14 protein-coding genes are annotated in these 13646 nt (G+C 34.2%); 4 read left to right on the top strand and 10 right to left on the bottom strand.

The features are described 5' to 3' along the window. Nucleotides 1–12: 12 nt before the first annotated feature. The 3 genes from CER22_RS14375 to CER22_RS14365 form a co-directional block, all read right to left on the bottom strand. Nucleotides 13–486: a DUF2178 domain-containing protein gene (locus CER22_RS14375; protein WP_088061909.1), complete on the bottom strand. Its 474-nt coding sequence runs from the start codon at nucleotides 484–486 to the stop codon at nucleotides 13–15. After that, nucleotides 479–697, bottom strand: coding sequence for a helix-turn-helix transcriptional regulator (locus CER22_RS14370; protein ID WP_141542835.1), 219 nt, complete (start codon nucleotides 695–697; stop codon nucleotides 479–481). Before CER22_RS14370 ends, CER22_RS14375 begins: the two co-directional genes overlap by 8 nt. 111 nt (nucleotides 698–808) lie before the next feature. Beyond that, entirely contained in the window at nucleotides 809–2083 is a 1275-nt protein-coding gene (locus CER22_RS14365; RefSeq protein ID WP_088608988.1) for a 3D domain-containing protein, read from the bottom strand. A gap of 220 nt (nucleotides 2084–2303) precedes the next feature. On the opposite strand from CER22_RS14365, the gene CER22_RS14360 reads away from it, so the two are divergent. Together CER22_RS14360 and CER22_RS14355 are read left to right on the top strand one after the other, a co-directional pair. Beyond that, nucleotides 2304–3248, top strand: a complete 945-nt coding sequence (locus CER22_RS14360) for a methyl-accepting chemotaxis protein (RefSeq protein WP_087983311.1) — start codon at nucleotides 2304–2306, stop codon at nucleotides 3246–3248. Nucleotides 3249–3380: 132 nt separating this feature from the next. Then, entirely contained in the window at nucleotides 3381–4193 is an 813-nt protein-coding gene (locus CER22_RS14355) for an undecaprenyl-diphosphate phosphatase (RefSeq protein WP_044791332.1), read from the top strand. A gap of 112 nt (nucleotides 4194–4305) precedes the next feature. On the opposite strand, the gene CER22_RS14350 is transcribed toward CER22_RS14355, so the two are convergent. Further along, nucleotides 4306–4509 (bottom strand): hypothetical protein, encoded by a 204-nt coding sequence (locus CER22_RS14350; RefSeq protein ID WP_001268332.1) that lies wholly within the window; start codon nucleotides 4507–4509, stop codon nucleotides 4306–4308. A 172-nt stretch (nucleotides 4510–4681) separates the two neighbouring features. Here CER22_RS14350 and CER22_RS14345 point away from each other — a divergent pair, with 172 nt between their 5' ends. After that, nucleotides 4682–5833: a VanZ family protein gene (locus CER22_RS14345; RefSeq protein WP_087983313.1), complete on the top strand. Its 1152-nt coding sequence runs from the start codon at nucleotides 4682–4684 to the stop codon at nucleotides 5831–5833. A 7-nt stretch (nucleotides 5834–5840) separates the two neighbouring features. Here the strand turns inward: CER22_RS14345 and CER22_RS14340 are convergent, their stop codons facing one another. From CER22_RS14340 to bdhA, 6 genes are all read right to left on the bottom strand, one after another. Then, nucleotides 5841–7154 (bottom strand): D-arabinono-1,4-lactone oxidase, encoded by a 1314-nt coding sequence (locus CER22_RS14340; RefSeq protein WP_088061903.1) that lies wholly within the window; start codon nucleotides 7152–7154, stop codon nucleotides 5841–5843. Further along, nucleotides 7142–8314, bottom strand: coding sequence for an amino acid deaminase/aldolase (locus CER22_RS14335; RefSeq protein WP_088061901.1), 1173 nt, complete (start codon nucleotides 8312–8314; stop codon nucleotides 7142–7144). Before CER22_RS14335 ends, CER22_RS14340 begins: the two co-directional genes overlap by 13 nt. A 108-nt stretch (nucleotides 8315–8422) precedes the next feature. Next, nucleotides 8423–9424 (bottom strand): sphingomyelinase C, encoded by a 1002-nt coding sequence (gene sph / locus CER22_RS14330; protein ID WP_088608987.1) that lies wholly within the window; start codon nucleotides 9422–9424, stop codon nucleotides 8423–8425. 73 nt (nucleotides 9425–9497) lie between these two features. Beyond that, nucleotides 9498–10349 carry a phospholipase CerA gene (gene cerA, locus CER22_RS14325; protein ID WP_000731008.1) on the bottom strand — a complete coding sequence of 284 codons (852 nt, stop codon included), beginning with the start codon at nucleotides 10347–10349 and terminating at the stop codon, nucleotides 9498–9500. 264 nt (nucleotides 10350–10613) lie between these two features. Next, complete coding sequence (locus CER22_RS14320; RefSeq protein WP_000948236.1) at nucleotides 10614–10958, bottom strand: potassium channel family protein; 345 nt, start codon at nucleotides 10956–10958, stop codon at nucleotides 10614–10616. A 118-nt stretch (nucleotides 10959–11076) separates the two neighbouring features. After that, nucleotides 11077–12129, bottom strand: a complete 1053-nt coding sequence (bdhA, locus tag CER22_RS14315; protein ID WP_088608986.1) for a (R,R)-butanediol dehydrogenase — start codon at nucleotides 12127–12129, stop codon at nucleotides 11077–11079. A gap of 226 nt (nucleotides 12130–12355) precedes the next feature. On the opposite strand from bdhA, the gene CER22_RS14310 reads away from it, so the two are divergent. Further along, on the top strand, nucleotides 12356–13534 hold the full coding sequence (locus CER22_RS14310) for an MFS transporter (RefSeq protein ID WP_087983321.1): 1179 nt from the start codon (nucleotides 12356–12358) through the stop codon (nucleotides 13532–13534). Nucleotides 13535–13646: the final 112 nt, after the last annotated feature.

Genomic DNA, 13646 nt, shown 5'->3' with positions numbered 1-13646 from the left:
GAAGGTTTCTTTTTAAGCGATTTTATTTCGATATAAGGATACGTGAAAAATCGTCATTTGAATAAAGAAAATACTAAATGCAATATATATTGGATATGCAGGAACATATAGATTAGCAATTGGAGAAAGAGTTAAAAAACCAACCGCACAAGGCAGCACGTACCATAGTGACATAAATGTAGTACGACAAGCCTTTTCTGTAATTGCCTTTTCTCGCTCATCCTCTTGAGGAAATAATAGTGGAAACATCCAATACGAGAGCTCTTTATATTTTTTCTTTTGAATTTTATAAAGAACAGTCGATACAATACCAAATATTAAAAGTAATACTAGCGGCATTAAACTCAGTGAAATTTCAGATGGTACTCTCTCCGTTTGAATAAAATTAGCGACTTCAATAGTAAAATAATACAACTCAATAAACGCCCAACCTGCTAATACCATTAAAAGTACATTTAGCATATAAGAAAATACGAGTCTATTCATCCTCTTCCCCCTCCTTATTTAAAACAAACACATCTTCCATCTTTAACTCGAATACATCACAAATCGTAAGTGCTAATAACAATGAAGGAACATAATCACCTTTTTCAATTGCAGCGATTGTTTGTCTCGTTACTCCAACCTTTTCTGCTAATACACTTTGCGAAAAATTAAATCGAGCTCTTAATTCCTTCACTCTATTTAAAATGGACAAATTTACCACCTCTTAATTTCATTGTATGCTTTCCTTAACAAAATGTAAACTCAACTTAACATTATTTTCACAAAAAATCCAACTTTACGTTTTGTAAAGTTGGATTACGTTTTAGTTTAAAATTGTAACTTTAACATTTTTTCTGCCCCAATTACTAGACGAAGCTTTATCCGGCATTAAAACATCGATTTTGTGACCTTTAATCGCGCCACCAGTATCTGCTGCAATTGCAATTCCATAGCCTTCAACATTTACAGTAGATCCTAATGGAATAACAGATGGATCCACCGCAATTAATTTCATTCCTGGGTTTGCAGTTAAATTATAGCCTCCCCATGCAGAATATACTTGTTGACCTGCTGCATAACCATTTTCAGCTGGGTCTGCTGTATAAGCTGTTGCATGTACATAAAGTTCTTTTCCACCAGCAGTTGGCTTAGAAGGTTGTGCAGGTTCTACCTTCGAATTATTATTAGCAACAGGTTCGGCTGGTTTACTAGCTGGTTTACTAGCTTGTTCTTGCTTTTTCTTTTCAGCAACTTCCGCCTGTGCCTTAGCTAAAGCTTCTTGCTCAGCCTTTGCAGCTGCTTCTGCTTTCGCACGCTCTTCTGCTGCAATTCTTGCTGCTTCTTGCTCACGAGCAATTGTTTCTTGCACTGCCTTCATATTTGACTCAATTTTAGCTTTCTCTTCTGCTGCTAAATTAAGTTGGCTTGCAACCTGATTATATTTATCTTGAACTGTTTGTAAGTTAGCTTGACGCTTTTTCAAGTTATCTTGCAACTCAGCTTGTGCTTTTGCTAATTTTTGTTTGTCTACTACTAAAGATGCTTCTTTTTCATCAATTGTTTTCTTATCTTCTTCAATTTGACGAAGATCTTGTTCTTGTAGACGTAAAATTTCTTTATCAGCTTCTAGAATAGTAGAAACTGCGTTCATACGTTGTAAGAAATCTGCAAAGTTTTTTGACTCTACTACAACTTCTACTACTAAACTCGTATTTGAACTGTTTTGAACAGAAACCATACGTTTTCTCATAATATCCTTACGAGCAAGGACTTTATCCTCTAAAACGACAATTTCATTCTTTTTTTGCTCAATCTGCTTATGTGTTTCATCGATTTTACGTTGAATAGCAGCTTGATCCTCTTTATTTTTTGCAATTGTATTATTTAAATTATGTAGTTCGTTTTCGATACCTTTAATTTCTTTATTAACAGCTTGCTTCTCTTGCTCTTTCTTTTGCATTTCTGCATCGTTTTGCTGCAATTGCTGTTGCATGTTGTTAAGTTTCTCGTCGTTTGACTCTGCTTTAACAGCGACTGTACTAGAAAGACCTATAATTCCTGCTAATACTAGACTACTGATTCGCTTAAAATAGTTCATAATCCGACTCCCTTCTTATACAGTTATACATGATTTATTTTACAGTTTGTTTACAATACCATTAAATACAGTTTATTTTTCATGACAAAAAAAAGGGAATTATGCATAAAATGTAATAGATTCTTAAATATTTAACAATTCCTATATTTAAAAATTATAAAAGATGCTAAAATCCAAATATAGAGAAAATATAACTTCTAAAGGCGGTTGAAATAAATATATGTTTACTCAAAAGAAATCACTCCAACATAAAATTGATCAATTAGAAAGTCGTATACAAGAACTAGAAGCAGAATTAAAACAAAAGGATATCGAACAACAAGAGACTATTTCTTCTATCCACGATCGTGTACAAAGCGTTGTTCAAGAACATAAACTTGTAAATAGCCAGCACCATACACTTCAAAATTTAGTTCAACAATTAAACTTATGTTTCGAAAATGTTTCAACGCGCACGACACATTCCAATGAATTGAATAACGAAATGTTACAAAAAGAACAAAGCTTAATTCAATCTATTGAAGAAATTATTGACTGTTCTAATGAAGGTAAAGAATCTGTTCACCGTTTACTTATTGTAATTAACAAATTAGGTGAACAATCTCAGCGTACGTCTAACAGTATGAATCATTTAAGTGAACGTTCAAAAGAAATCGAGCAAATTGTAGAAGTCATTCAAAACATTGCAGCACAAACAAATTTACTTGCTTTAAATGCGAGTATTGAAGCTGCTCGTGCTGGAGAGCACGGTAAAGGATTCGCTGTCGTTGCTAATGAAGTAAGAAAACTAGCAGAAAGTACAGCGGAAAGTACAAAAAACATAGGCAACTTAACGAAAAAAATTCAAGAAGAAATTGAAAAAGCATACGATAACACAAAAGATAATTTACATTTAGTCGATGAAGGTGTAGAAATGAGTGCCGATACAAACGCTAGAATCGAAAATATTTTAATTATGATTCAAACGTTACAAAACGGTGCTACCAATGTTATTAAAGCTATCGAAAACCAAAAATCTTGTAATGATGATATATTACGTGAATTCGCTAATACACAACAAATGTTCCAAAAGTTAAATACTACTATTATGAATCACATTCATGATGCTGAGAAAGTCGATGTTCAATTAACGAAAAGTCTTGAAGAAACAGTAGTTTCTCATTAATAATAAAAATCCCTTATACTTTTATAAGGGATTTTTATTATATTTCGAATATTTATTTCTTCTCAATATTCATCCGTATCTTTGTTATAATGGACAAGTTGTTTCTTTCGACTAATAAACAAGGAGGTTATTATGGAACAATTTCACTACATTTTAAAATATTTAATTCTCGGTCTGTTCCAAGGGCTAACAGAACCAATTCCGATTTCTTCAAGTGGTCACCTCGTTTTAGCACAACATTTGCTAGGACTAAAAATAGAAGGGTTCAGCTTCGAACTACTTGTTAATTCAGCTTCATTATTAGCTGTATTACTTATTTATAGAAATGATTTAATTCGTCTAACGAAGAATGGTCTATCTTATATCTTTACAAGAGCAGAGGACGCAAAATCAGATTTCTTCTTTATAATTTACCTTGTTATTGCGACCATTCCAGCAGGTGTTATCGGTGTTTTATTTAAAGATTACATCGACCAGTACTTAAAAGGTGTGAAAATGGTTGGGATTTCCCTTCTTATTACTGCTGTCGGCCTTTGGATTATTAGAAACTTACGTGGACGTAAAAATGATGGCGATCTTTCTATGAAAGATGCAATTATTGTCGGATTAGCACAAGCTTGCGCATTAATTCCTGGAATAAGCCGATCAGGTGCAACAATCGTCGCAGCGATGTTACTTGGTATGAAGCAAGAAACAGCTCTTCGTTTCTCATTCTTACTATATATCCCGGTTAGCTTAGGTGGTTTATTACTAAGTATTACAGACATTGCAAAAGATCCAAATCTAGACACATTATTCGTGCCATATATCGTTGCGTTTATCGCAACATTTATCATGACGTACATTTCATTAAAATGGTTTATGAACATTATGGCAAAAGGAAATTTAAAATATTTCTCTTTCTATTGTATTATCGTAGGTGTACTTACTCTTATTTTCTTATAAAGTGAAACTTACAAAGCGAAAAACGAGTCATTCTATTAAACTAGGATGACTCGCTTTTTTATATCTTTATAATGATAAAGCCCCTCTTTCTGTACAGTAAGAGGGGTCCCTTTTATGCGTATACTTTCTTTTCTTGACAATACAAACGAATAACATGTTTATTTTGTTGAAATACATCATGCGTTAGGCGGATAATAATAAAATTTCGTTTTGTTTGATCATCATGAACAAAAATCTGTTCTCCCTCCTGAAAACGCCATGCACTTTCAAAAGTTGTAATATGATCCCCACTTACAGAAAAAAGCTCATATCGCATATCTTGTACCCTCTCTCAACTTACAATAATCACTATATCCTTATATTAAATTTATTATAACTTAATCCCGTTTAAATTTGAAATTTTTTCTATTTCGAAATATTTTAATTTTGTTTTCAGGTTCTTTTAACGTTATAATGATAAACGAATTTTCATTGAAAGGAGCTTCATTTTGACTGCATATTTATTTCCAATAAAAACAGCATTTATTTTATTTCCTATTTTAGCAATGTTTCTATTAATCCCTTTTTTAATATTTAATTATCGTAAATACGGTTATTTAAATAAATGGCGTTCATTTATTTTATATTCATTATTACTTTACTTATTAAATGCCTATTTTCTTGTGATTTTGCCATTACCACAAACGTATGATACTTGTAGCCTACAACCGGCTAATACGCAACATTTGCAACTCTCGCCATTTTATTTCATACAAGAGATTAGTAATCATACCTCGGCGATTTTAACGAAGCCAGCTACGTACTTCTATTTATTAAAGGAATCTGCGTTTTTACAAGTCGCTTTTAACGTTTTACTAACCGTTCCGTTCGGTATGTACTTACGTTATTATTTCCGACGTAGCTTCTTACAAACAGTGTGTATTTCTTTTTGTCTTTCACTATTCTTTGAATTAACACAAGTAACTGGATTATATGGTATTTATAATTGTGCATACCGCTTATTTGATATTGACGATCTGTTTTTAAACACGCTAGGCGGCGTAATTGGTTTTATCATTGCACCAATCTTTACGTACTTCCTTCCGAAAACAAGCGAATTAGATATTCATATTGATTTAGAAACGAAACCAGTCGGATTCATTCGTCGTCTCATCGCTATGCAAATTGATTGGATTTTCTTATCTATCGTTGTACCTTTCATTAAAAATAAAGGAAATTCACTATTTATCGCTAACATCCAATCTTATACAAATGTATACGAACTCCTTTTCATTACATGTTCAATCTTAATTTACTTTATTATCATTCCATACTTTACGAATGGAAGAACAATAGGAAAAGCGTTGCTTCGGATTTACATTAAAGGACAAGCTGAGCGTATTACACTAAAAGAATTATTCATTCGTTACGGGATATTCTATTTCATTTTAGGCGGAATCAATTATATTCTTTCGAGTAGCTCTATCTTAAATCATACAGAGCCTTTAGTATTACTAGTTATACTATTATTCCAATTTGTAATTAACGGTCTATTTATTATTCATGTTTTATTACATGTATTTAGTCGTGATAAGTTACTATTTTACGAGCGCATTAGTCAAACAAGAAATGCGATTATACTAAAAAAAGCTGACAAGTAATACTTTGTCAGCTTTTTTTCATAATCGTAAATAATTTTTCTGTGTAAGGGTTTGAAAACATTTCTGCTTCATCTAGTAACTTTCTCGCCTTTAGAAACGAATGCATTTCTGGATATATATTTTGTAATTTTTCGTACGTTAACGTATGCATTTTCCCCCAATGCGGGCGCCCTTCATACTTTAGAAAAATTTTCTCCACCTCACCAAAATAAGCAGCATACTTCATACCTTTATACATATGAACGGCAATATACGCTGAATCCCTTCCGTACGCTGGACTGAGCCATATATCATCCCTTTTCACATAACGGCATTCAATTGGGAAGTGCACTTTATACTTTTTCTTTTCAATAAGGTTTGAAATATCTTCTACAACAGCCCGCATATACTTTGAAGGAACACTATACTCCATTTCATAAAATGGAACCGCACGCGATGTAGCAAATACTTCATAACTCGGACCAATTATTTTTGTATTCGGTACAGCTTTAGCCGATAATCGACTTACACCTTTACTTATAGAAGGAAACCATTTACATCCTTTAGATAACAAAGAGAACATCTTATTTTCAAGCAACTCTACCTTTAGTTTATGCCATTTCAAGTCACTTTTTTTACCCGTTGTTTCATTTGTAAATTTCACTTGTACTTCATCTGAATAAGGAAAAACAAAAAATTCAAAATGGCGATTCTTCTTATATTCTTCTAGCTTGTTCATTACAGTAGATAATGACTGTTTTTCACTTTTATAAACGAGTGAATAGGCTGGAATAACCTTCAATTTTATTTTTACAATGATACCTAACATTCCTAGCGACAACTGAAAGGCTCTCCAATATTCCACATTCTCAGTTTCCGAACAAACTATACTCTCGCCTGTAGATAAAACTGCGGTAATCTCTATAACTTGTGTTGATAAACTTCCAAAGGTAATACCCGTTCCATGAGTCCCTGTACTAATCGCTCCTGCAATCGATTGCGAATCAATATCCCCTAAATTTTCTTGTGCATAACCTTTTTCTTCAAGTAACTTCCCTAAATCATGTAGCTTTGTTCCTGCCCATACTTCGGCAACCATCTTCTCTGCATCCATATCCAAAATACCTTTCAATTCATCTAAAGAAACTAAAATTTCTTCCGTTTGCACAAGAGGTGTAAACGAGTGTCCTGAACCGACAACACGAATTTTCTTCCCTTTTTTTCGAGCAAGCCCTACAACTTCTACTACATCTTGTATACTTTCTGGATACATCGTATAATGCGGCGTTCCTTCTACATTCCCTGTCCAATTTCTCCATTTTTGTCCCTTTATAGAAAGCATTGGCCATCCCCCCGATATGTTGAATACTCCCCAACAATCTCTCCTTCTTTCACACGATATAAAAAAGGAAAACGCTCACATAACTCTCCAGCTTTACTATGGCGAAACAAGATAGAATCTCCTATCTCTACTCGTTCCTTACCGTTATAAAAAATCGGTGTTTGCACTTCGCCAGCGCCTTCTAAAGCTAATAGTTTGGCACCATTTGGTCTCCAAATCTCAGGTTCTTTATCTTTCCCGATTGCACCTGAGGCAATATATCCACCACCTAAACAAGTGTAAATAAACGGGGCTGGTTTACGCACAACTGGTAAAGCAAATCCGACAGCTGGATGAAATTGCACCTCTTTATAATAATCGAACAGCTTCGGGGCATAAAAAGCAGAACCTATTGTAATCTCTGAAATTGAATTATCTTGCTCAGTTGTTTTTATACTTCCTGTGCCTCCCCCATTTACAAACCTTAGTTCAATACCTAGGTTTTGTATTTCTTTTACGATATGTCCTCTTCTTTCTTTAACTTCTAACACTGACTTCTTCTTTAAATACGAAATTACTTTACTTTTCACTCTTTGATTCGGTATGTGATCTCCTACCCCAGCAATTTGAGCTTCATATCCCATTACACCATCTAGTATTAAAAATGATGATTCTTTTACCCTTTTTATTATTTTCAAAGCACCTTGCACATCTTTTACCGGTGATCTGTTTACCCCAAAATGAAATTGAAAAAAACGACTACTCATATCAATATCCAAACAAACACGAAAACACCCTTTAGACTCCTCAGCAATTTTTTCTAAATAAACAATATGGTCTTCACAATCCACCATACAAGTTATAATGAGGCCTTGCTTTGTTAGCAAACTTATTTCATGTAAAGCCCTTTTATCATAAGCAGGATATCCGAGCAATAAATCATTGAATCCTTGTTCAATTAAAAACAAAGCCTCTCTAGGTGAAAAACACATAATACCTTGAAATCGATCATTTGTAGCTAAAATCTTTTGCATAACCGGAACAGAACGTAGCGATTTACTCGCTATACGAATCTTCTTGTTTCCACTTAATTCCATAACCGATTGAATATTTTTATCTAAAGCTACTTCATCCAAAAATGCACACGGTAATGGAACTTCTTTAAAAATTCCTCGATCCACATTTTTCTCTCCTCTTTTCAATATGTCTTATACATATTGGAAAGAAAGTTGAAATTTCCTCTACAAAATAAAAAAGTTTCTTCCTATTAAGAAGAAACTTTTTTAGGACTATTTCATAGAAATAGTTGCCTCTACTGGATAATGATCAGAGTAATCATTATATCTATATTTTTTAAGCCATGATGTAACAGTCCACTGTGGAGATTTCGGTTGTAATACTTTATTCTCTATAAATGACGGATTCGCATGGTCCTTACTTGCAATAATATAATCTAAATACTCGGCAGGACTATCAGGGAAATTATATTTTGCTATACTGTTTGTCGTCGCATCCCAAGTTGCTGTATGTCCCGTATAAGATGGAATAGAAGCGTGTAATGTTTTAAACATGGATGCGTACTCTGAGTCACTATTGTTCTCTGCATTTATTTTATTCACGTTCATATCACCACCAAATAGGACGTACTCGTCATTTGGTATATTCTTATTTTTAATAAAGTCTTGAATTTCTTTTAACTGATTTGTACGTACAGATGCAGGTGAAGTTTTTCCGCACATACTATCTTCAGCCTGCAAATGCGTCCCGATTACATGAACGAAACGATCATTCTTCTTAATTTTTGTGTATACAAATCCTTTATTCGATAAATTATCTGGCCCGCATCCTTTTGCAAATACATATTGAATCTTTTCAACAATCGGCCATTTACTCACGATTGCAACGCCCCCATCTTCAGGAGTTGAAGATGAATAGCTACCTAACGTTTTATCCCATTCATTTCCGTTACTACGACCTAATACCGCTGTTTGATTTGGATATTCTTTCTTCAAATTCCCTAACAAACGATCTGATGCGCTATTATCAAACACTTCATTTAATATAACAACGTCTTGATTCTTTATATAATCTGCCGCCCCAATTAAATCAGCACGCTCACTTTGTCCCCAGTTCGGATATAAATTTGTTGATAGCATATACACGTTATGCGTCATCACTTTCAAAGTATTATTTTGATTTGTAGACGTTTCTGCTTGAGCTGAAGATCCTCCGTATAAAACTCCTAAACCAATCCCAAAGCTAAGTACACCTTTTAGTAATTTTCCTTTCACGCTTCATACCTCCATGTATTAGTTATAAAAAGGCCAAATACTCTATTGTGAGATTTGACCTTTTTTTTAATACTTAACGATCTCCGTACGTATCAAACCAAAGCTGAATGTATCCGGCAGTAACACGTTGTGCATCCATTAATCGCTTACCTGTCATTGGTGTAACTTCAGCGCGCCATTTATCTGCATATTCTTGTGATACAGCTGCTTTTACGAACCAATCTTTCGTATTATCATTTACAATGCCAGCGTAATCTTGTTTCGCTGCTACTGCCGCTCCGTGAATCCACTCTTCTGGATTTGTACCTTTCCAGTTCCAATATCCATTTCCATCCGTTACTTTATAATTATCTTTTATCGTATCTACAAAGTTTTCATATTTAGAATGGAATCCTTGTGGGTACGAAAGATTTGTAAAGTTTGCCGCATGCATCGGTTGGTTTACATCTCCTAAATAATGAAGAGATAATCCTAAATAGAAGAATGCTTGTTTCATATCTTTATTTTTATATGATTCACCAGCTAATTTAAAATATTTAGCGCCAGTTTCTTTTGCCTGCTTTGCAAATGGAATATATGTTTTTCCATTGTCTGGATCATAGAAATGTGAAGCAAATGTGCTATTATCATAATAAGGATTTTCATAGTCAGCAGCATAAATACCATTTTCTAATTCCGTACGCCATTCATTTAATTGTGCAACTCGATCTTGTTTTACAAGTGTTGTATTGCGAGACATAATATCAATAGCGCGGTTTACAATCCATAAATGAGAGTTTACGCCTTCTTTATGTTTATCTTCAGCAGACCAGCGATGAACTATTTTTATTTTACTTCCCCCATCGTTTTCATGAGCAAATGCAACACTTTGTAACGGCGCTACTAATGTAATAGCTGCTGCTAAAGCAAGTACTTTCTTTTTCATCTGAAATCCTCCATTTTATAATTGAATTATTGTAAACTTTTTGTTAGGATCCTATGATATCGTCCGGTTAACCTATGACTAGAATATCCCACCTTTCATGAAATTTCTATCAATAAATTAAAATATGCAAATGTTCATATCATTATAACTTTATACATAGTGAATATAATGAATGAATGCACTTATATTGTAGTAAAGTATTGTTAAGCTACTACGAATGATTGTCTAAACTAATGTAAAAAAAGAGTAAAGCATCCACATGCTTTACTCTTTTTTTCTATTCGATAATATACTTGGTAGTTGTACATTAACTGCCAACTTATGAATAAATCCAAACACTAATCCAATCCCAATAAATATGTATAAGATTGTAAATATCTTTCCGAAATCAGTTTGCGGACTAAAATTCCCATCACCGACAGTCGTCAACGTGACCACACTAAAATATAAAGCGTCAAGAGGACGTAATCCTTCAACTGTACTATAAAAAATCGTACCAGATGTTAATGTTAAAAATGTTAATACGAATAACACTTGAAATTCTTTATCTTTCCACGCTCGTAAACAAGCTTTTAGCATTCGTTTCAATGTCAACATAAATGAAAGCATTAGACTTCCCCTTCCAAACAAAATACCTGTAGTTAAAGGAAAGTCTATCACCTTTCTGTATAGAAAAAAAGTAGCCCTCTTCTATTTCTAGAAAAGAGCTACTTTTTACTATTCTCTATTATTTAGGTGAAACAAGAATTTTCACTTGTGTTTTATCTTTTACAAGTGCTTCAAATCCTTCTTCAACAACTTGATCCACTGTGATTTTTTTCGTAATTAATTTCTCTGCTTGAATTTGGCCAGAGCTAATTAATTTAATAACAGCTGGGAAGATATGACGGTATCCAAGAATACCGATAACTTCTTTTTCTTTTAGTACAAGGTTGTTTGGCGTAATTGTCGCATCTTTTTCCCACACACTAACAATTACAGTTTGTCCTTCAAAGCTTGTACTTTCAATCGCTTGACGAAGTACTACTTCGACACCTGTTACTTCAAAGCTCACATTTACACCTAAACCATTTGTTAAGTTACGAATTTCTGCTAGTACATCTTGAGTAGCTGGATTTAATACATAATCCGCACCTGCTAATTTTGCTAACTCTTGACGTTCTTTAGAAAGTTCTACTGCAATAACAGGAGTTGCTCCTGCTGCTTTAGCTGCTTGAATGACAAGAAGTCCAATTGGACCACAACCAAATACTGCTACAGCTTCCCCTTCTTTTAATTTACTTTGACGTACTGCATGAACTGCTACCGCTGCTGGTTCTACAAGTGCACCTTGTTCATACGTCATTTCATCAGGAATATGGTGGACCATATCTTCTGGTACTACTGTATATTCAGAGAAACCGCCGCCGTCTCCGCCAAGACCGTGGAAAACAAGTTGTTCACAAACATTGTAATGTCCATGTTTACAAGCTTCACATTTACCACAAGAATAAATTGGTTCTACAACGACGCGATCTCCCACTTTATGAGAAGTAACGCCTTCACCGATTTCAACTACCTCACCACTAAACTCATGACCTAAAATAACCGGTGCTTTTACGTGTGTTAATGGGTGCTCTTCTGTTGGAATAAAAATAGGTCCTGCTAAATATTCATGCAAGTCTGTTCCGCAGATACCACACCATTTCACTTTAACCTTAACTGCTCCTGGTCTTACAGTTGGTTCTGGTACTTCTTCTACTCGTACATCGCGTTGATTATGCCAAAGTAATGCTTTCATTTTATACATCCCTCTCTACGTATATACTTAACCTGGTGAAGTTTACAAATCTATTATAATACTTCTATCCATATATTTCAAAAAAACAATCTCATTCCCACTAAATTTTAACAAATAACGTTCAATATTTTGTCACTTTGTACTTTTTTCCACATCTGTTAATGCTAATTTCATTGCGGTTGAAATTAGCATTATGCCATAATAGCATAGGAGAGGTGAATATCGCTTGAAATATTTTATTTACTTTATTGTTATCGTAGCGTTTCTAGATACATTTTCACAATTACCTATTATGAGTACGTTCGCTCAAAGTCTTGGAGGATCTCCTCTTATTATTGGGCTAGTTGTCGGTATGTACTCATTCGCTAATATGATCGGTAATATTATTGCTGGCGCTGCTGTCGATAAATTTGGTGCAAAAAAAATACTTTATATAAGCATGGGACTTACGAGTTTCATAGTCTTGTTATACACCGTTGTTCAAAGTGGTGAACAACTATTAGTTGTGCGCTTTATGCACGGCTTTAGTGACGGATTTTTAATTCCTGCTGCCTTTACGTTTTTATCAAAACAAACAAATTCAGCAAGACAAGGTAAGGCAATGGCCCTATCTGGTGCTGCTGTTGGAACAGCGGCAATTGTAGGACCGGCTTTCAGTGGAATTATGAAAGCAACTGCTGGTATAGAGTGGGTGTTCATTACCATTTCTATTTTAATGGTCCTTGGTACAATCGTATCTCTATTCTTCTTACCAAATAACGTATCAAGAAAAGATACTTCAAGAACACAAATGATGAACAAAAAGGATATGATTGAACTATTGAAATCAGAACCGTTATTGCAAGCATATATTGGTGCCTTCACGCTAATGTTTTCACAAGGAATTGTCACTTATATGCTACCAGTGAAAGTTGAGGCATTAGCACTTAAAGCATCTACAACAGGCATGATGTTAAGTGTATTCGGCATTACCGCTATCCTCTTCTTCTTGCTGCCAACAAACCGTATTTACGATCGATTTAATCGTTCAAAACTCATGCTAATTGGGATTGCAGTAATGGCATTCGCGTTATCTTTACTTGGATTATTCGCAACAAAAGGTATGCTCTTTATCGTTATGATGATTTATGGCATTGGATTCGCTATCCTTTTCCCATCGATAAATGCATTACTTGTTGAAAATACGACAGATGATAAGCGCGGAAAAGCATTCGGATTGTTTTATGCTTTCTTCTCATTAGGAGTTGTTGCTGGATCCTTTACAGTTGGTGCAATCGGGGCATCCCCTAGCGTCAGCTTCGTTATCGGAACTGCATTCTTATTAACATTCGCTGGAATGATTTATGTAAGAAGCAAAATAAAAAGTAAAGCAAACAGCAAAGTAAAAAAGACAATGATGGGTTAATTCCATCATTGTCTTTTTTTGCCTAATATATTACTTTTGTGTCTAACCAAATAACAATGTAAATAAATTGAACTGTAAAGGCAACACTGCAGTTCTTCTTTTACAAAAAAAG

Source organism: Bacillus sp. K2I17 (genome assembly GCF_002209985.1).
Classification (GTDB): domain Bacteria; phylum Bacillota; class Bacilli; order Bacillales; family Bacillaceae_G; genus Bacillus_A; species Bacillus_A wiedmannii.
The sequence above is the reverse complement of the archived record's forward strand: the minus strand, read 5'-3'. Positions and strand labels throughout refer to the sequence as shown.

What these genes read in the sequence shown, in the direction of transcription:
- CER22_RS14375 (WP_088061909.1), bottom strand. Translation starts at nt 486, where the DNA reads ATGAATAGACTCGTATTTTCTTATATGCTAAATGTACTTTTAATGGTA.
- CER22_RS14365 (WP_088608988.1), bottom strand. Translation starts at nt 2,083, where the DNA reads ATGAACTATTTTAAGCGAATCAGTAGTCTAGTATTAGCAGGAATTATA.
- CER22_RS14360 (WP_087983311.1), top strand. Translation starts at nt 2,304, where the DNA reads ATGTTTACTCAAAAGAAATCACTCCAACATAAAATTGATCAATTAGAA.
- CER22_RS14355 (WP_044791332.1), top strand. Translation starts at nt 3,381, where the DNA reads ATGGAACAATTTCACTACATTTTAAAATATTTAATTCTCGGTCTGTTC.
- CER22_RS14350 (WP_001268332.1), bottom strand. Translation starts at nt 4,509, where the DNA reads ATGCGATATGAGCTTTTTTCTGTAAGTGGGGATCATATTACAACTTTT.
- CER22_RS14340 (WP_088061903.1), bottom strand. Translation starts at nt 7,154, where the DNA reads ATGCTTTCTATAAAGGGACAAAAATGGAGAAATTGGACAGGGAATGTA.
- cerA (WP_000731008.1), bottom strand. Translation starts at nt 10,349, where the DNA reads ATGAAAAAGAAAGTACTTGCTTTAGCAGCAGCTATTACATTAGTAGCG.
- CER22_RS14320 (WP_000948236.1), bottom strand. Translation starts at nt 10,958, where the DNA reads ATGCTTTCATTTATGTTGACATTGAAACGAATGCTAAAAGCTTGTTTA.
- bdhA (WP_088608986.1), bottom strand. Translation starts at nt 12,129, where the DNA reads ATGAAAGCATTACTTTGGCATAATCAACGCGATGTACGAGTAGAAGAA.